Origin of the sequence: Paramesorhizobium salinisoli (genome assembly GCF_003335045.1) — a bacterium.
Classification (GTDB): Bacteria; Pseudomonadota; Alphaproteobacteria; order Rhizobiales; family Rhizobiaceae; genus Paramesorhizobium; species Paramesorhizobium salinisoli.
On record NZ_QOZG01000003.1, the window covers coordinates 265,754 to 284,052 of the forward strand.

Sequence of the window (18,299 nt, forward strand, 5' to 3'; positions counted from 1 at the left end):
GATGGAAATGACGCAGGCCATTCTCCTGACGATTGCCACGGCTGCCACGCCGCTGCTCATCGCGGCGATGGGAGAACTCGTGGTGGAGCGCTCCGGCGTTCTCAATCTCGGCGTCGAGGGCATGATGATCATGGGCGCTGTGACGGGATTTGCCGTTGCGCAGATAACAGGTTCGGCCTGGTTGGGCATGTTTGCCGCTATCCTCGCGGGCGCCGCCTTCTCGCTGCTGTTCGGTTTTCTGACGTTGACCCTGGTGACCAACCAGGTCGCAAGCGGTTTGGCGCTGACCCTTCTTGGTCTCGGTGTCTCGGCCATGATCGGAGAGCCTTTCGTCGGCCTGCCGGGCGTCCGCCTGGAGCCCATCCATATTCCTTATCTCACGGAGCTTCCCCTCATCGGACGGTTCGTCTTCGGGCAGGATCCGATCTTCTATCTCTCGATCCTGCTGGTCGTCGGCGTCAGCTGGTTCCTCTTCAGAACGAGGGCGGGACTGACACTGCGCGCCATCGGCGACAATCATAATTCGGCGCACGCGCTCGGCGTTCATGTGGTCCGCACCCGCTATCTCGCCGTGCTTTTCGGCGGTGCCTGTGCCGGTCTTGCCGGAGCGCAGCTATCGCTCGTCTATGTGCCGCAATGGGTCGAGAACATGACGGCCGGGCGGGGCTGGATCGCGCTTGCGCTCGTCGTCTTTGCCTCGTGGCGGCCATGGCGGGCCCTGGTTGGAGCATATATTTTCGGCGCCGTGACGATCGGGCAACTGCATGCACAGGCGCTTGGAATAGGCCTGCCGTCCCAGTTTCTTTCTTCGCTGCCCTATCTGGCAACGATACTGGTTCTTGTTCTAATCTCGAGGAACAGGCGCTTGACGATGATGAACACCCCGGCCTCGCTCGGGAAACCGTTCGTTCCGGACCGCTGAATTGGACAATCAAGGGAACATTCCTGTCAAACAGGATGCGTTATCAACAGGAGAACAGGTAATATGAAAAAGATGCTTCTGGCGCTGGCCGCGGTAGCGAGCTTGGCTGTGGGGGGCGCCGCCCATGCTCAGGAGAAGCTCAAGGTGGGCTTCATCTATATCGGCCCGCCCGGCGATTACGGCTGGACCTATCAGCACGATCAGGGCCGAAGAGCGCTGCAGGATACACTCGGCGACAAGGTCGAAACGACTTTCCTGGAGAGTGTGCCGGAAGGCGCGGATGCCGAGCGCTCCATCGAGCGACTGGCGCGTGCGGGCAACAAGCTGATCTTCACGACATCGTTCGGCTATATGGATCCTACGATCAAGGTCGCCAAGAAATTCCCTGACGTAAAGTTCGAGCACGCGACCGGCTATAAGACGGCCAAGAACGTTTCGGTTTATAATTCGCGCTTCTATGAAGGCCGCTATATCCAGGGCCAGATTGCCGCCAAGATGTCGAGGGTCGGTGTCGCCGGCTATATCGGTTCAATGCCGATCCCCGAAGTCGTACAGGGCATCAATGCCTTCATGCTCGGCGCGCAATCGGTCAATCCGGATTTCAAGGTGAAGGTAGTCTGGGTGAATTCCTGGTTCGATCCCGGCAAGGAAGCCGACGCCGCCAAGGCGCTGATCGATCAGGGCGTCGATATCATCACCCAGCACACCGATTCCACCGCACCCATGCAGGTGGCGGCGGAGCGCGGCATCAAGGCTTTCGGACAGGCGTCGGACATGATCAAGTTCGGCCCAAAGACGCAGTTGACCTCCATCGTCGACGATTGGGCCCCTTATTACATCGAGCGCGCCAAAGCCGTTCTTGACGGTACGTGGAAGTCGCAGAACATCTTCCACGGCATGCGTGAAGGTTTCGTCGTCATGGCGCCTTACACCAACATGCCTGACGATGTGAAGAAGATGGCTGAGGAGACCCAGGCGAAGATCACGTCCGGAGAACTGAAGCCCTTCACCGGCCCGATCAAGAAACAGAATGGATCGGAATGGCTGAAGAAGGGCGAGACCGCCGATGACAAAGCCATCCTCAGCATGAACTTCTATGTCGCCGGCGTCGACGACAAGCTGCCAAAATAAGGGATTTCGATCTCGAAGCGGGGCGCCGGGAAACCGGCGCCTTTTTTTATGCGCCCTACTACAACGTCAGCTTCATTCCCTCGTGGCTGTCGACAAAGCCGAGAGATTTATAAAAGCGGTGGGCATCGGAACGTGATTTGTCCGTCGCAAGCTGCACGACGCCGCAAGCGCGCGCCCGGCATTGCTCGATCGCCCAACCGATCATCTTGCGGCCGAAACCGTCGCCGCGGAAATCGCGCGCGATCCTCACGCTTTCGATCTGGCCGCGCCAGAGGCCGATACGCGATAGGCCCGGAATGAAGGATATCTGCAGGCAGCCGACGATCTTGTCTTCAGCCTCTGCGACGGCGAGCAACTGGTTGGGATCGCTGTCGATCGCCTCGAAAGCACAAAGATATTCGTTGCGCAGGGGGAGGGTCGTATCCTCCCGCCGGGCTCCGAGTTCGTCATCCGCCAGCATCGCGACGATCATGGGCAGATCGTCAAAGACGGCCTTCCTGAATACCAGCGCGCCTTCCTTCTCCTGCATCACACCGCGATTCCGTGCAGGTCGTAAGCGTCGCTTTGCTCGATCTTGACCGTGACGATATCGCCGGCGCGTAGCGGACGCCGGGACTGGATATGAACCGAACCGTCGATCTCGGGCGCGTCATAGCGCGTGCGGCCCTTGGCAACTGTGCCGTTCGCCTCATCGATGATGACGGGCAGGCGCTTGCCCACTTTTTTCTTCAATAGATTGGCCGAAATCTGCTGCTGCTTGGCCATGAAACGGTGCCAGCGGCTTTCCTTGACCTCCTCCGGCACCATTTCGAGGCCCAGATCATTGGCTTTCGCGCCTTTCACCGCTTCATATTTGAAGCAGCCTGCGCGATCGATCTTCGCTTCGTCGAGCCAATCTAGCAACATCTGGAAATCTTCCTCCGTCTCGCCGGGGAAGCCGACGATGAAGGTGGAGCGCACGGCGAGGTCGGGGCAAGTCTCGCGCCAAGCTTGAATGCGGCGCGAGGTCTTTTCCTGATGGGCAGGGCGACGCATGGATTTCAGCACCGCGGGCGAGGCGTGCTGGAAGGGGATGTCGAGATAGGGCAGGATCTTGCCTTCCGCCATTAGCGGAATGACTTCGTCGACATGCGGGTAGGGGTAGACGTAATGCATACGCACCCAGGCGCCCATTTCGCCCAATTCGCGCGCCAGGTCGATGAACTTGGCGCGAACCTGCCGGTCCTGCCAGACGCTTTCCTGGTATTTGATATCGACGCCATAGGCGCTGGTATCCTGCGAGATGACCAGGATTTCCTTCACCCCGGCCTTCACCAGCTTTTCAGCTTCACGCAGGACATCGCCCGCGGGCCTGGAAACCAGATCGCCGCGCAGCGCAGGGATGATGCAGAAGGAACAGCGGTTGGAGCAGCCTTCCGAAATCTTGAGATAGGCGTAATGGCGCGGCGTCAGCTTGACGCCCTGTGGCGGTACAAGATCGAGATAGGGATCGTGCGCGGGCGGAACGGCCTCGTGGACTGCCGTCATGACGCTCTCATAGGCCTGCGGACCCGTGATCGCCAGAACGTTGGGATGCCGTTCCCTGATGACATCGGGCTCAGCGCCGAGGCAGCCGGTGACGATGACCTTGCCGTTCTCATTGAGCGCCAGGCCGATGGCCTCCAGCGATTCATCGCGCGCGGAATCCAGGAAGCCGCATGTGTTGACGATCACCAGATCCGCGCCGTCATGCTTGCGCGATATCTCATAGCCTTCCGACCGGAGGCTGGTGATGATGCGTTCTGAATCGACAAGTGCCTTGGGGCAGCCGAGAGAGACGAAGCTGACGCGCGGAGCGTTCATGAATACCGGTCCTGCTTGGAGCATTTGCAGCCAAGTGAAGCTCGGCGTCGCACAATGCAGCTAGATAAGTGAAATCCGGCGCGCAATAGCACGAAGCCGGCCATTTCGTAAATGCCTGCGCCTATGCCGCTCGGCATAACATTCGCAGACGCAGCCATAAAGCCGAACGACCGAGCTTCTCAGCCCGGTCGTTCATATTGCTATTTCGCGATGATGCGAAGGGTATTATTCGGCGGAATCCGCAGGTGCGGCGTTCAGCAATCCATAACGCTCTTCACCGATCTTGGAGAGCAGGTCGAGCTGCGTCTCGAGGAAATCGATATGGCCTTCCTCGTCCTTCAGGAGTTCGTCGAAAAGCTGCTTGGTGACGTAATCGCCGAGTTCGTCGCAGATTTCGCGGGACTTCTTGTAGGAGGTGCGGGCGTCATATTCGCCCTTGAGATCCGACTCCAGCACTTCCCTGACGTTCTGGCCGATGCGCAGCGGCGCGACGGTCTGCAAATTCGGATGGCCTTCGAGGAAGATGATACGTGTGATGATGCGGTCGGCGTGATGCATCTCTTCGATGGATTCCGCCCGCTCCTTGTTGGCAAGGCGCGTGTAGCCCCAATCGTCGAGAAGCCTGTAGTGCAGCCAATATTGGTTGACCGCGCCCAGTTCGAGGAACAGAGCCTCGTTAAGCCGCTCGATGACCTTTATGTCGCCCTTCATGCTGAATGCTCCCGTATTGCTGGCGTAGCGAACGAACACGATCGATGAACGATATGACATCGCTATCGTTCTGGTCGTGCCGAAGATGATATTCTTCGGTCACTTTTATGATCGTTTCGACAACGTTTGGGAAGCATCCACAGCAGCGCCCGCGCTTCTGCATGGCATGGTAGACCTTTGCCGGAACAATCAGTTGCCAGCAATCTTCATCGAGGAGGGCAATTATCGTGTCCTCGATCTCTTTTTGGGTAATAATGTTGCAGTGACATACAAGCATCAGGATGCACTGCTCCAGTCAGAATGGGAGACGCGCAAAGATACGATGCCCGGAGAATAAGTATTCGTCGCGCAAGCGCCAGAATATAGGCGTGCTTCTAGCGAGGGATGTCTTTGTTTATTCCAGAGAGGTGCGGCCGTTTTATTTAACGGCCATGCTGAACCGACCACAGGTTCCTCCAATCGCAAGGGTTAAAGGCCCTAACATCAAAGGGTTACACTCAATGAGTACCCGCTTATATGGGGGAGAGCGAGCAGGTATGTCAAATTCTATCTTCTGGAATAGTTCTAGATATCAAGAGCTTAGAATAATTCTAAACTTGAGTGGAAGTGCCAGCTTTAAGTAGGAAATTTGCTCTCGGGCGCCGAAAAATGCGGTCTGCGCGGTTGAATTCGGGCAGTGTGTCAAATCGCCTCATGGGGCGCTTCCCCCCGGGATTTTTCATCCCGAAGGACCCGTTTGGGCATTGGATAAAGACGAAGGCGCGGAATCAGGCACCTTCGACGACGTTGAAACCTTCAAACTTCGGCGATCCGAGATAGAGGACCTTGTTGGCGCCTGCATTCTTGTGCGCATTGCGAAAATGCTCGGATTTGGTCCAGGCGACGAAATCCTCCTGGCTGCGCCAGATGGTATGCGAGGCATAGAGCGTGTAGTTCTCATCGGCATTGCGCGAGCCGCGCAGGAGATGGAACTCCACGAAACCAGGCAACTCCTTCAGGGTCGAATCGCGGTTCTTCCACACGGCTTCGAATGCGTCCTCGGAGCCATCCTGAACCTTGAACCTGTTCATGGCGATATACATTCATGCATTCCTTTCAGAGGCGGCAACAGTCAGATGCCGAAGCGGACGGACGACTTGGAGCTCGTCTTCAACTGGCGAATGCAGGCGCCTTCAGCAAGACCTTCCCCCGAGCATTCCGTCGCGTCATTGATCAATATGCGGCTGATGCTGTCGCATGCGATATTGGCAAGATCGAAGCGGCGCACCTTGGTCTTTCCCGCGGGCAACGTCTTGAAATCGAGCAGTGCCAGACGCTCCACCCGTTGTTCGGCATTGAAGAGAACCATCTCGAACGTCACCTTGTCTAGCTGGACGTTCATTTCGTTTGCGGCGACGAAGGTCAGGCGACATCCCTTTTCAGACGTGTCGAGCGCGTTCAGCTCAAGACTTAAGGCAGGCGCCTGGCTGGTTCCCTGAGGGGATTCCTGGCCAGGCGCCCGCCCGGCCGCACCCAGCGAAAAAGCCAAAGCCGCGGTCAGAACTCGGCATGTCTTCATCGGGTGCAGCATCTCTTCTCCCCTGTTTCGATACGGCCCAGTCATTGTTCCAAAAAGGTTATTTCAAAGCGAAATGGCTCGCAACTATTATCTTGACTAAAAATATCATATTTCGTAATTCCGGTCTGCTCGTCGGGGATGACGGTTCAAAATCTCAACCGGTCCGAAACAAGCATAGCCAGCCGGGCTCCAGCCCTTCGCCAGCCAACGTCGTTTTCTAAAATTTGAAGCGGGTTAGGTGGGGCCATGAGCAACATTTCAAAAAGATTCTGGTTAGGCTGCGCGGCAGTCGGCGCGTTGAACGCATCCATGATGACAAGCGCTGCAGCACAGGAGGCGGACCAGCAGGCGCCGATCGAGCTCAAGCCGATTGTCGTCGAAGGGGCGAAGAAAACCGGTATCGACACGCCCACCGTGCTGACGGAGAGGGTAACCCGTGCGGATTTGCAGGAGCGGCAGGTCGATCGCATCGAGGATATCGGGCGTCTCGATCCCGGCATCAACTACAACCGTACCAGCGACAGCATCAATATCCGCGGCCTTGGTGACAACCGTGTCCTGACGACCATCGACGGAATCAGGGTGCCATGGCTCGACGATGGCGCGCGCGGTGTGAAAGGCGGCATCTCCAGCATCGATTTCGATACGCTGTCGACGCTCGACATCATCCAGGGAGCAGATTCCAGCCTGTTCGGCTCGGGCGCGCTCGGCGGCGTAATCTCATTGCGCACGCTCAACCCTGAGGATTTGCTGACGGAGGGCAAAAACTGGGGCAGCTTGACCAAGGGCTCCTATGACAGCGCCGACAGAAGTTGGAACATCAATCAGGCACTCGCCGCTCGGGCGAACAACACCTATGTCCTTTTCCAGGGTGGCTATCGCGCCGGCAAGGAACGCGAGAACATGGGCGACATCGGCGGCTTCGGCGTCACCCGCACCGAAAAGAACCTGGCCGAATACGACCAGAACAATCTGTTGTTCAAACTGCATCAGCATGTCGACGGCGGACACCGCTTCGGATTTACGGCGGAGCGGTTCGACCTCGATCGGGACATCCACAAGCTCGATGCCTCTTCTTTTCCTATGGATGGTCCAAGAGCGACATACTGGCCTGGAACGTACTGGGAAACGAAAACGCGCAAGCGTGAGCGGATCTCGGCGACCTATGATTACGACGGCACAGGCGACGCCTGGCTCGATCAGGCTTCCGCGATTCTCTATTGGCAGCGTCTGACGCAGGGCGACGATATAAGCGCGATACGCCGCACATATCCCGTGGGCAACTATCGCCGCGACAATACGATGGAGGAGACAGATGTCGGCATCAACGCTACGGGCCTGAAGGCGGTCGAGCTAGGTGCCTATAGCCATACCTTCAAATTTGGAATCGACGGATATCTCAGCACGGTGAAGCAGAAGGCGCTGGGCGAGGACAACTGCATTGGTCCAAACGATCCCCGTTGCGCCTTCCTGCATACCAACCAGGCTGAAATGCCTGAGGTTGAGGGTGGGACTCTGGGCCTGTTCGTGGAGGACCAGATCGCCCTTTATGACGACCGCCTGCGCATCACGCCGGGACTGCGTTTCGATTGGTATGAGCGCAATCCTCAGAAAACACCGCTTTTTGAAGAGAACCCCAACTTCCGGGGCTATCCCGCTGATTCCAGCGATTCACGCTTCTCGCCCAAGCTGCGAGCCGAATGGGACGCCACCGAAAATGTCGTGCTCTATGCGCAATGGGCACAAGCCTTCCGCGCGCCGAGTTCGACGGAACTCTACATGACCTATGGCGGCCCTGGAACCTATCTCAATATCGGCAATCCGGATCTGAAGCCAGAAACCAGCAATGGATTCGATATCGGCGCGAAATTCGGCGACGACCGGTTCGGCGGATCGGTCAGCATTTACAACAATTATTATAAGAACTTCATCGACAATGTCAGCGTGACCGCCGCCGAAGCCGGTGTGCCGCCCGGCATGTTCCCGATGGGCATCACCCGATATGTCAACCGCGCCCATGTGCAGATCTATGGCGCGGAAGCCAAGGCGCATTACGCCTTCTCGAACGGTTGGAAGACCTGGGGTGGGATTGCCTTCGCACAGGGCAAGGATACGGACGCGGACGTATATCTGAACTCCATCCCGGCGCTGAAGGGCATTGTAGGCGTCGGCTATGCGACCGAGACCTGGGGAACGGATTTCTCGATGACCGCGGCGGCGGCACGCAACAAGGTCGAGAACCCGAGCTCCGATTATAACAAGACACCCGGCTACACGCTTTTCGATGTCACGGGCTGGTGGGAACCGGAACAGTTGAAGGGCATGCGCATCCAGGCGGGCGTCTACAATATCTTCGACAGGAAATATTGGAACGCACTCGATATCCCAGACAGCGGCTCGGTACCCAAGGACTATTTCACCGAGCCGGGCCGCACATTCAAAATCTCCATGACGCAGCGGTTCTAGACCCGTAACCGGCCGCACGCGCATCCATAAAAGTTGAAAAAACTCTTCTATTGCGCAGGCGTGAAAAGGTGATAATTTTACTCAACAATAGGGTCGGGCGCCCGGTGCAGCCGGTGCGCCCGTCTCAGACGGAAAGGGGTGCGCAATGAACAGACGCAGTTTCATCGATATGAAGGTTCAGTTGCCGCGCGGGGCCGGATCATCCTCCGGCTCGATCGCCGCGTCAGCGCCATATGCAGAACCGCACAACCGGGTGCAGCACCCGATGAAAACCTATGGCAGCGGCGAGCTCTTCGACGGTTCCACCGAAGTGGGCATCGAGCATGCCGGGGCGCTTTACCGTCTCAAGATCACCCGTCAGGGCAAACTCATTCTGAATAAATAGCTGAATAGACAGGCGACATGACATGACTGGTATTTCCAAGCCTTCCCCCCAGGAAATTCTGCGCGCGCGCGCCGAAAATCCGAAACTGCGTGAACGCGAGTTCGCCCAGCTCCTGAACATATCCGAAGCCGACTATGTCGCCGCCCAATGCGGTGACGCCGTTATGCGCATCCGGCCTGACGTCGATGCGCTGCTGGGCGGCATTGGCGCGGTCGGTGAAGTGATGGCGCTGACCCGCAATGAAAGTGCCGTGCACGAGAAAATCGGCGTCTATGACAAGATCGTGCAGGGCAACCGCGCGGCGATGGTGCTTGGCGCACAGATCGACCTGCGCATTTTCCCGAATGCATGGAAGCATGGTTTTGCGGTTGAAAAACGCGACGGCGACGATGTGCGCCGCAGCCTGCAGTTCTTTGATGAAGCGGGTGAGGCCGTCCACAAGATCCACTTGCGCACGCAATCCGATCTCGATGCATATCGAACTTTGGTCGAGACGATGCGCTCCGACGACCAGTCGCGAACGATCGAGACGGTTGCGCCGGGCGCCAGGGAGGTGCTGGACGGCATCGAGCAACTCGATCGCGACGATTTCCGCCATCGCTGGAGCCAGATGACCGATGTGCACCAGTTCGCCGGCCTCCTGCGCGATTTCAAGCTGGACAGACAACAGGCGCTCAATGTGATCGGCGAGGAATATGCCTGGCACCTCGATACGCAGGCGGTCGGCGCTATGATGAGTCATGCAGCGCAAACCGCGCTTCCGATCATGTGCTTTGTCGGAAATCGCGGCTGTATCCAGATCCATTCCGGACCGATCAGCGAACTGAAGACGATGGGACCGTGGCTCAACGTGCTCGACCCGACATTCCATCTTCACCTGCGCGCCGATCATATCCACGAGGTCTGGGCTGTCCGCAAGCCGACCAAGGACGGCCATGTGACGTCGCTGGAAGCCTATGATGCAAACCACGAGATGATCATCCAGTTCTTCGGCAAGAGGCATGAAGGGCAGGGTGAGCGGGAAGACTGGCGTTTCCTGATCGAGAACCTGCCGCGCGTGCGCCAATCGACGGCCGCCTGAATGGCACCTGGAAGGAACAGACTGATGGACAAGGGATTGCACCGCCTGGCTGGCATATCCATGAGGGCAGGGCGGGCCGCGCTGCTGTTCTCGATGCTTGCCATGGCCGTTTCCTCTGCCACTACCACGTCAGCGCTGGCGGAGGAGACCACCCGTATCGAGGATAGTTCGAGATTGATTTCCATCGGCGGATCGCTGACGGAAATCGTCTACGCGCTCGGCGAAGAGAAGCGTCTCGTGGCGCGTGATTCCACGAGCCTCTATCCACCCGAAGCAGGCAAACTTCCCGATGTCGGCTATATGCGAGCCCTGTCGCCGGAGGGCGTCCTTTCCGTCAATCCATCGGGAATTCTCCTTCTGGAGGGCAGCGGGCCGCGCGAAGCGCTCGATGTCCTGAAGAAGGCCAGCGTTCCCATGGTCGTCGTGCCGGAGCGCTTTACCGGCCAGGGCGTGCTCGACAAGATCCACGGCGTCGGCAAGGCGCTCGGCATCCAGGACAAGGCGGACAAGCTCGCCGCGTCCGTGGGCGCTGATCTGGCCGCCGCCGAGAAGGCTGCGTCCTCGGTCAAGGAGCGCAAACGCATCCTGTTCATCTTGTCCATGCAGGGCGATCGCATCATGGCCTCGGGCAAGAACACCGCCGCGAACGGCATTATCGAGCTTGCCGGCGGCGTGAATGCCATCGATGGCTACGAGGGCTACAAGCAATTGACCGACGAAGCGATCGGCAAGGCTGCGCCCGATGTGATCCTGATGATGGACCGCGGCGGCAATCATGCGGTCAGCCCCGAGCAGATATTCGGCAATCCGGCCTTCGCCGGCACGCCTGTGGCCAGGACGAAGAAGCTGGTGCGGATGGATGCGCTCTATCTCCTGGGCTTCGGTCCGCGCACGGCCAAGGCGGCGCATGATCTCTCGGTGGCGCTCTACGGCGACGCCGCAGAGCATTGAGCCGCTTCGCCATGCTCAAGAGAATGGAGTTCGCCGGTTCGTTCGCCGATGGAGGGGGGCAGGTGCGCGGCGACCGCTCAGGTGTCGCCCGCGCAGCGATCGGCCTCCTCGCGGTACTGCTCCTCACGGTTATGCTCTTCAGCCTCACCGCCGGCGCATCCGATGCGTCGGCGTGGATGGTGGTCAAGCATTGGCTTTTCTCAGCGGTTTCGCCGGAGGAACTGTCACAGCGCGACCGCATCATCGTTCTGGAAATTCGCCTCCCGCGCATCATTCTCGGCGCGCTGATCGGTTCGGCGCTTGCAGTCTCGGGTGCCGTCCTGCAGGGGCTTTTCCGCAACCCGCTGGCTGATCCAGGTCTTGTCGGCGTATCGGCCGGGGCAAGCCTTGGTGCGGTCGGCACCATCGTTCTGGGTGGAACCATCCTCGCGCCTGTAGCCGCGCTTTTAAACATCTATACTCTGCCGATCATGGCATTTCTTGGCAGTCTGCTGACCACGTTCCTGCTTTATGGCATTGCCACGAGACGCGGCCAGACATCCGTTGCAACCATGCTTTTGGCGGGGATAGCAATTGCTGCATTGGCGGCAGCGCTGACGGGCGCTCTGATCTACATGGCAGATGACCAGCAATTGCGCGACCTGACATTCTGGTCGCTGGGCTCGCTTGCGGGCGCCACTTGGGCCAAGATCGGGGCCTCGGGATCGATCATCCTGCTGGCACTCGCAGCGGCGCCATTTCTGGCGCGCGGTCTCAACGGCCTATCGCTTGGCGAGGCATCGGCCAATCATCTGGGCATTCCCGTTCAGCGGTTGAAGAACGTCGCGATTGTCACGGTTGCTGCGGCGGTTGGCGCGTCCGTGGCGGTGAGCGGCGGCATCGGCTTTGTCGGCATCGTCGTGCCACATCTCCTGCGCCTGATGATCGGTCCGGACCATCGCTATCTCCTCCCGGCGTCGGCACTTCTCGGCGCCACGCTGTTGCTGCTGGCCGATGTGGTCAGCCGGACCATCGTCGCGCCCGCCGAACTGCCCATCGGCATCGTTACCGCCGCAGTCGGCGCTCCGTTCTTCCTGTGGGTTTTGCTGCGTCGGCGCGGAATCCTCGATCTCTGAGGCCAATCGACATGATCAAAGCCGAAAATCTGTCCGTCGCCATTGGTAAAAAGCCGATTATCGAGAATGTCGATTTCACGGCCAGGCCGGGCGAACTGACGGCAATTGTCGGTCCGAACGGGTCCGGCAAGACGACGCTGCTACGTGCTCTTTCGGGCGAGCTACCCTCTGCTGGCCGTATCTCGATCAATGGAAAGCAGTTTGAAGCACTGAAACCGTGGCAGATGGCGGCGCTACGCGCGGTGCTTCCCCAATCGACATCGCTCGCGTTTCCCTACACCGTGCGCGAAATCGTCCGGCTCGGCCTTACCAGCGGTTATTCCGGTGCCGGTTCCGGGGAGATCGAATCTCTGCCGGACCGCGCGCTGTCGATGGTCGATCTCGCAGGCTTTGGTGGACGGTTTTACCAGGAGTTGTCAGGCGGCGAGCAGCAGCGCGTCCAACTGGCCCGGGTGCTCTGCCAGGTCTGGCATCCGGTTCTGGATGGCGAGCCGCGCTATCTCTTTCTCGACGAGCCGGTATCGAGTCTCGACATCAAGCACCAGTTGATCATCATGCGCATCGCCAGGAGCTTTGCTGAAAGCGGCGGGGGCGTGATCGCCATCCTCCACGATCTCAATCTCACGGCAATGTTTGCGGACAATGTCGTCATGATGCACCGCGGCCGGGTCGATGCGGCGGGAAATCCGCGGGATATGCTATCGGATGATCGCATCCTGCGCGTTTATGAATGCGCCTTGAAGGTCGGCGTTCTGCCTCACGGCGGCACGCCTTTTATCCTGCCGCAATCTGCAGCGGTTTAGCGTAGCCAACGGGAAGGCTAACGCTACCCCTCTGGATGCAACCCCTTAGCCTGCGGCCAGTTGCGGCTGGAGTTCGTCGAGGCCGAGGAGCATTCGGACGTTCGGGCGCGCCTTGACCAGATCGGCGATGCTGTATTTCGCCAGAACCTCGAAGAAAGCGCCGAGCGCTTCACGCAGCGCCGAGTTGAGGGCGCAGCTGTCGATCAGCGGGCATTCCGCCGCATCGTTGTCGAAACATTCCGCCATGGCGAAGCTTTCCTCCGTCACGCGGACCACGTCGAAAATCGTAATGGCCGTGGCGGCCTTGCCGAGCCGCACCCCGCCATTGCGGCCGCGCACCGTCTGGACCAACCCATGTTCCACGAGCGGCTGAAGGATCTTGAAGAGAAACAGCTCAGAAACGGCATATGCCTTTGCGATGTCGGGCACGCGGCTGAGACGGCCTTCATTGGCGGCGCAATACATCAACATCCGGATTGCATAATTGGTCTGGCGGGTAAGCCGCATGGGATGATCCTTTTCTCTCGGAGCCTCCCGAAGGGGCGCCAAACTGAGCTCAGTTTAGAACTCTTCTGAAAATATATGAAGTCTTTTCTCATCTTTAAAGTCGATTAATGGCGTCTTTTTGCAGATCGCTAGCCAGAGGGGCTCGATGAATGGCCGCGCATCATGGGATCTGGCTTAACGTCACAAAACTGCAAATAAACTGTTGTTCATCTGTCACATAGAACCGATACTGCCCTCAAGCGGCGCGCTCATGACGCCAGCAATAAGGGAGAGCATTATGAAGACGAGCGGTATTTCCATTGGCCTCGCTGCCGCCTTGACGTTGATGTCGTCGACATCCTCTTTCGCCGTCACGGAAATCAGCTGGTGGCACGCCATGTCCGGCGCCAACAACGAAGTCGTCAATACACTTTCAAAGGAATTCAACGAGAGCCAGAGCGAGTACAAGGTCGTTCCGGTTTTCAAGGGGACCTATCCGGAAACGCTGAACGCCGGCATCGCCGCTTTCCGCGCCAAGCAGGCGCCCGATATAATCCAGGTTTTCGATGTCGGAACCGGCGTGATGATGGCGGCTGAAGGTGCGATCAAGCCGGTCGCGGAGATATTGTCCGAAGGCGGCGTGACTTTCGACAAGAGCCAGTATCTGCCCGGAATCGTCGCTTATTATTCGAAGCCTGATGGCACCATGCTGTCGTTCCCGTATAACAGCTCGTCGCCCATTCTCTATTATAACAAGGATATCTTCGAAAAGGCCGGGCTCGACGTCGACAACCCGCCGAAGACCTGGCCCGAGGTATGGGAAGCCGCCAAGAAGATCAAGACCAGCGGCGCCGCACCCTGTGGCTATACCTCGACCTGGCTGACATGGATTCATTTGGAGAATTTCGCCGCCTGGAACAATCTTTCCTACGGCACCAAGGAAAACGGCCTTGCGGGACTGGATGTCGAGCTTGAGATCAACGCACCGCTCTTCGTCAAGCATTTCCAGGAAATCGCCGATCTCACCAAGGATGGCGTGTTCCGCTATGGCGGACGTACGTCTGAAGCCAAACAGATATTCCTCGCCGGCGAATGCGGCATTCTCACCGAATCCTCCGGCGGCCTCGGCGATATCGTCAAATCGGGCATGAACTATGGCATCGGCCAATTGCCCTACGAGCCCGAAGCAGAAGGCGCGCCGCAGAACACCATTCCAGGCGGTGCGAGCCTGTGGGTATTCGGCGGAAAGTCGGATGAGAAGTACAAAGGCATCGCAGCCTTCTTCAATTTCCTCTCCAGCCCCGAAATCCAGGCGCGGCTCCATCAGGTATCGGGTTATCTGCCGGTCACGCTTAAGGCCTATGAGGAAACGAAGGCATCCGGCTTCTATGAGAAGAATCCAGGCCGCGAAACGCCAATTACGCAGATGATGGGCAAGGCGCCTACGGAAAACTCCCGAGGCGTGCGTCTTGTGAACCTGCCGCAGGTTCGCGACATCGAGAATGAAGAGCTTGAAAAGATGATGGACGGCCAACAGACGGCGCAGCAGGCGCTCGACAATGCGGTCACCCGTGGCAATGCCGCTATCAAGCAGGCCATCGGCCAGTAATCCTTGACAGTCCAGACGCTGCCCCGCCCGCATTGCATTGCGGACGGGGCAGCCCGTCGAAGGGACGTATAGTGACACCCCGCGCAATCTTTCCCAACAAGTTCCTGCCTTATCTGCTTCTGGCGCCGCAACTCGCGATCACGGCAATATTCTTCTATTGGCCCGCGTCGCAGGCGCTCTACCAATCCATGCTGCGTGAAGATCCGTTCGGTCTTTCGACGCAATTCGTGGGATTGGCGAATTTCAGGCACGTACTGAACGATCCCAACTACCTCCATTCCTTCCAGGTCACGATCGTCTTTTCCGTCGCCACTGCACTGCTCGCCATGGTGCCGGCTCTTTTTCTGGCAGTCATGGCCGACAAGGTGGTGCGCGGACGCGGCATCTACCGCACGTTGCTGATCTGGCCCTATGCGATTGCTCCCGCCATTGCGGGCATGCTGTGGCTGTTCCTGTTCAACCCATCGATCGGTTCAATCGCCGTCATGCTCAGGTCGCTGGGGGTTTATTGGGATCCGCTGCTCAATGGTCCGCAAGCCGTCATCCTCGTCGTCGCGGCGGCAGCCTGGAAGCAGATTAGCTACAATTTCCTGTTCTTTGTCGCGGGCTTGCAGGCGATACCGAAATCATTGGTGGAGGCGGCCGCGATCGACGGGGCAGGCGAGACGAAGCGCTTCTGGACCATCATCTTTCCGCTGTTGGCGCCCACGACCTTTTTCCTTCTGGTGATCAACACCGTCTACGCCTTCTTCGACACGTTCGGCATCATCCATGCCGTGACCGGCGGCGGGCCTGGCAAGGCGACGGAGACGCTCGTCTACAAGGTCTATAATGACGGATTCGTCAATCTGCTGCTGGGGGAATCGGCCGCGCAATCGGTAATCCTCATGGTGATCGTGGTCGCGCTGACGGCGGTTCAGTTCCGCTATGTCGAACGCCGTGTGCATTACGGGTGATGGGGACAGCATGATCGACAACAGACCCTCGCGCCGCATCATCGCCCACGCCACTCTCCTGGTCGGCGTTTTCATCGTCGCCTTTCCGATCTACTACACCTTCGTCGCCTCGACGCACTCACTGCAGACGATTCTCAGGCCGCCGCTGCCGCTCATCCCCGGAGACCGCTTTCTCGAAAACTATGCCACGGCGCTCTTCGGCGGGATCGGGCAGATCGGCGGCGTCAGCGTCGGACGGTTGCTCTGGAACAGCACTGTGGTTGCCGTCCTGATAGCTGTCGGCAAGATCCTCATTTCCATCATTTCGGCCTATGCGGTGGTTTTCTTCCGCTTCCCCCTGCGCATGACCTTCTTCTGGCTGATTTTCATCACCCTGATGCTGCCCGTCGAGGTTCGCATCCTGCCGACCTACAAGGTGATGGTCGATTTCGGGTTGATCGACACCTATGCCGGGCTGACCCTGCCGCTGATGGCGTCTGCGACCGCGACGCTCCTTTTTCGTCAGTTCTTCATGACCATCCCCGGCGAACTCCTGGAAGCTGCGCGCGTCGACGGGGCAGGGCCCTGGCGCTTCTTCTGGGATATCCTCCTGCCGCTCTCGAAAACCAATATCGCAGCACTTTTCGTCATCCAGTTCATTTATGGCTGGACGCAATATCTCTGGCCGCTGCTCGTCACCAACCGCAACGACATGGGCACGATCGTCATCGCGCTGCGCAAGATGATCTCCTTCGCCGATGCCGACACCCAATGGCATCTGGTAATGGTGACATGCATCCTTGCCATCCTGCCGCCCATTCTGGTTGTGGTCTTCATGCAGCGCTGGTTCGTCCGCGGCCTCGTAGAAACGGAGAAATAATGGCAACCGTCGATCTCAAGAACATCCGCAAAATCTATCCCGGCGGCTTCGAAGCCGTGAAAAAGGTCAATCTGGCGATCAGGGACGGCGCACTCTGTGTACTGGTGGGGCCTTCGGGCTGCGGAAAATCGACGCTTCTGCGCATGATCGCCGGGCTCGAATCGATCACCGAAGGTGAGATCGCGATAGACGGGCGAATGGTCAACGAACTGGGACCGGCCGAGCGCGACATCGCCATGGTATTCCAGAATTATGCGCTCTATCCGCATATGAGTGTCTATGACAACATGGCATACGGCTTGCGCAATCGTCGTATGCCCAAGCCGGAGATCGACAAACGCGTCCGTGAAGTCGCCGCGACGCTGGAACTCGACCATCTCCTGACGCGCCGTCCGCGCGAGCTTTCAGGCGGTCAGCGCCAGCGTGTCGCCATGGGCCGCGCCATCGTTCGCAATCCGAAGCTGTTCCTGTTCGACGAACCGCTCTCCAACCTGGACGCCAAATTGCGCGGGCAAATGCGCGTCGAGATCAAGAATCTGCAGCGCTCGCTCGGAGTCACCAGCGTCTATGTCACGCATGACCAGCTCGAAGCCATGACGCTGGCCGATGTTCTCGTCGTCATGAATGCCGGCAACGTCGAACAGATCGGCGCGCCGCTCGATATTTACGAAAAGCCGGCCACATTATTCGTGGCAAGCTTCATCGGCGCCCCGCCGATGAACCTCCTGCCATTGAGGCATGGGGAAGGGCGGGCGGCACTCGCCGATGGCACCGAAATCGGCGGCAGCGGACTGTCGCTATCAGGCGAGGCGACTACACTCGGCATCCGCCCGGAAAACCTGTTTCTCGTGACAAACAATGACGAAATTGGCGGGAATGCCATCTTCGAGATCGTCATACGAGCCATCGAGCCAGTCGGCGCGGAAAGCTTCATCTACGGCGACGTCGGAAAGACTCGCCTCGTTGTGCGTGTCGCGGGAAAGACAGCGATGGAGCCAGGGGCGAAAATACATGTCGGCGCAAAAGTCGCCGATCTGCACGTCTTCGACGACGCAGGAATTCGGATTTAGAGGGACGTGGGGAATTTATGGATTCTTCGCCGGAACAGGCTGAAGCTTTTGCGCTTCGGCGGGATCGGCTGAATGAATTCTTCGGAAGCCGAAAAATCATCGAGCGTGGGATCAGGCATCTTGTAGCCCGTCAGCCCGCCTAAAACGTTATCAGGAAGGCATTTATAGCAGAATGCCTCCCGGATTTCTTCACTTGCCTCGCGTTCGGCGCGGGCAAGTGCTGAAACGGCATCCCGCACATGATTTCCACGCGGCTGCATAATCTCTTCCTGACTCGGATGACCGAATGAATATCAACGCGCTGAGATCCAGAAGGTTCCGAAAATGAGAACAGAAAAATCCAATTTATGAATC

At 58.4% G+C, this 18,299-nt stretch carries 20 protein-coding genes; 12 read left to right on the top strand and 8 right to left on the bottom strand.

The window, feature by feature from the left end:
• Position 1 precedes the first annotated feature (1 nt).
• Entirely contained in the window at positions 2-922 is a 921-nt protein-coding gene (locus tag DUT91_RS08220) for an ABC transporter permease (protein WP_114440171.1), read from the top strand.
• A 63-nt stretch (positions 923-985) separates the two neighbouring features.
• Positions 986-2,053, top strand: a complete 1,068-nt coding sequence (locus DUT91_RS08225) for a BMP family ABC transporter substrate-binding protein (RefSeq protein ID WP_114439894.1) — start codon at positions 986-988, stop codon at positions 2,051-2,053.
• A 58-nt stretch (positions 2,054-2,111) separates the two neighbouring features.
• On the opposite strand, the gene DUT91_RS08230 is transcribed toward DUT91_RS08225, so the two are convergent.
• The 6 genes from DUT91_RS08230 to DUT91_RS08255 form a co-directional block, all read right to left on the bottom strand.
• Positions 2,112-2,582 carry a GNAT family N-acetyltransferase gene (locus DUT91_RS08230; RefSeq protein ID WP_114439895.1) on the bottom strand — a complete coding sequence of 157 codons (471 nt, stop codon included), beginning with the start codon at positions 2,580-2,582 and terminating at the stop codon, positions 2,112-2,114.
• Positions 2,582-3,895 carry a 30S ribosomal protein S12 methylthiotransferase RimO gene (rimO, locus tag DUT91_RS08235; RefSeq protein ID WP_114439896.1) on the bottom strand — a complete coding sequence of 438 codons (1,314 nt, stop codon included), beginning with the start codon at positions 3,893-3,895 and terminating at the stop codon, positions 2,582-2,584. Before rimO ends, DUT91_RS08230 begins: the two co-directional genes overlap by 1 nt.
• Positions 3,896-4,120: 225 nt before the next feature.
• Positions 4,121-4,606 (bottom strand): bacterioferritin, encoded by a 486-nt coding sequence (bfr, locus tag DUT91_RS08240; RefSeq protein WP_114439897.1) that lies wholly within the window; start codon positions 4,604-4,606, stop codon positions 4,121-4,123.
• On the bottom strand, positions 4,572-4,883 hold the full coding sequence (locus tag DUT91_RS08245; RefSeq protein ID WP_114439898.1) for a (2Fe-2S)-binding protein: 312 nt from the start codon (positions 4,881-4,883) through the stop codon (positions 4,572-4,574). The genes bfr and DUT91_RS08245 overlap by 35 nt, the downstream gene beginning before the upstream one ends.
• 490 nt (positions 4,884-5,373) lie before the next feature.
• Entirely contained in the window at positions 5,374-5,688 is a 315-nt protein-coding gene (gene hmuQ / locus DUT91_RS08250) for a heme-degrading protein HmuQ (protein ID WP_114439899.1), read from the bottom strand.
• 29 nt (positions 5,689-5,717) lie between these two features.
• Entirely contained in the window at positions 5,718-6,176 is a 459-nt protein-coding gene (locus DUT91_RS08255; protein ID WP_114439900.1) for a hypothetical protein, read from the bottom strand.
• A gap of 234 nt (positions 6,177-6,410) precedes the next feature.
• Here DUT91_RS08255 and DUT91_RS08260 point away from each other — a divergent pair, with 234 nt between their 5' ends.
• The 6 genes from DUT91_RS08260 to DUT91_RS08285 all read left to right on the top strand — a co-directional run bounded on the left by DUT91_RS08260 (position 6,411) and on the right by DUT91_RS08285 (position 12,965).
• A complete protein-coding gene (locus DUT91_RS08260; protein WP_114439901.1) occupies positions 6,411-8,630 on the top strand; it encodes a TonB-dependent hemoglobin/transferrin/lactoferrin family receptor in 2,220 nt (739 codons plus the stop codon).
• Between the two features lie 145 nt (positions 8,631-8,775).
• Positions 8,776-9,015 (top strand): hemin uptake protein HemP, encoded by a 240-nt coding sequence (gene hemP, locus DUT91_RS08265; RefSeq protein WP_114439902.1) that lies wholly within the window; start codon positions 8,776-8,778, stop codon positions 9,013-9,015.
• Positions 9,016-9,037: 22 nt separating this feature from the next.
• Entirely contained in the window at positions 9,038-10,096 is a 1,059-nt protein-coding gene (locus DUT91_RS08270) for a hemin-degrading factor (protein WP_114439903.1), read from the top strand.
• A 24-nt stretch (positions 10,097-10,120) separates the two neighbouring features.
• The gene (locus DUT91_RS08275; protein WP_245419635.1) at positions 10,121-11,047 is read left to right on the top strand and encodes a heme/hemin ABC transporter substrate-binding protein; all 927 of its coding nucleotides are present in this window, start codon (positions 10,121-10,123) and stop codon (positions 11,045-11,047) included.
• Positions 11,048-11,058: 11 nt separating this feature from the next.
• Complete coding sequence (locus DUT91_RS08280; RefSeq protein ID WP_245419636.1) at positions 11,059-12,162, top strand: FecCD family ABC transporter permease; 1,104 nt, start codon at positions 11,059-11,061, stop codon at positions 12,160-12,162.
• An 11-nt stretch (positions 12,163-12,173) separates the two neighbouring features.
• Positions 12,174-12,965: a heme ABC transporter ATP-binding protein gene (locus DUT91_RS08285; RefSeq protein WP_114439904.1), complete on the top strand. Its 792-nt coding sequence runs from the start codon at positions 12,174-12,176 to the stop codon at positions 12,963-12,965.
• Positions 12,966-13,010: 45 nt separating this feature from the next.
• On the opposite strand, the gene rirA is transcribed toward DUT91_RS08285, so the two are convergent.
• Positions 13,011-13,472 carry an iron-responsive transcriptional regulator RirA gene (rirA, locus tag DUT91_RS08290; RefSeq protein ID WP_114439905.1) on the bottom strand — a complete coding sequence of 154 codons (462 nt, stop codon included), beginning with the start codon at positions 13,470-13,472 and terminating at the stop codon, positions 13,011-13,013.
• A gap of 277 nt (positions 13,473-13,749) precedes the next feature.
• Here rirA and ugpB point away from each other — a divergent pair, with 277 nt between their 5' ends.
• The 4 genes from ugpB (at position 13,750) to ugpC (ending at position 17,945) form a co-directional block, all read left to right on the top strand.
• Positions 13,750-15,060, top strand: a complete 1,311-nt coding sequence (ugpB, locus tag DUT91_RS08295) for a sn-glycerol-3-phosphate ABC transporter substrate-binding protein UgpB (RefSeq protein WP_114439906.1) — start codon at positions 13,750-13,752, stop codon at positions 15,058-15,060.
• A 71-nt stretch (positions 15,061-15,131) separates the two neighbouring features.
• The gene (ugpA, locus tag DUT91_RS08300) at positions 15,132-16,016 is read left to right on the top strand and encodes a sn-glycerol-3-phosphate ABC transporter permease UgpA (RefSeq protein ID WP_114439907.1); all 885 of its coding nucleotides are present in this window, start codon (positions 15,132-15,134) and stop codon (positions 16,014-16,016) included.
• A gap of 10 nt (positions 16,017-16,026) precedes the next feature.
• Positions 16,027-16,875: a sn-glycerol-3-phosphate ABC transporter permease UgpE gene (ugpE, locus tag DUT91_RS08305; protein ID WP_114439908.1), complete on the top strand. Its 849-nt coding sequence runs from the start codon at positions 16,027-16,029 to the stop codon at positions 16,873-16,875.
• Positions 16,875-17,945 (top strand): sn-glycerol-3-phosphate ABC transporter ATP-binding protein UgpC, encoded by a 1,071-nt coding sequence (gene ugpC / locus DUT91_RS08310; protein WP_114439909.1) that lies wholly within the window; start codon positions 16,875-16,877, stop codon positions 17,943-17,945. The genes ugpE and ugpC overlap by 1 nt, the downstream gene beginning before the upstream one ends.
• Here ugpC and DUT91_RS08315 read toward each other — a convergent pair.
• Positions 17,942-18,184 (bottom strand): hypothetical protein, encoded by a 243-nt coding sequence (locus DUT91_RS08315; protein ID WP_147272167.1) that lies wholly within the window; start codon positions 18,182-18,184, stop codon positions 17,942-17,944. The genes ugpC and DUT91_RS08315 overlap by 4 nt on opposite strands.
• Positions 18,185-18,299 lie beyond the last annotated feature (115 nt).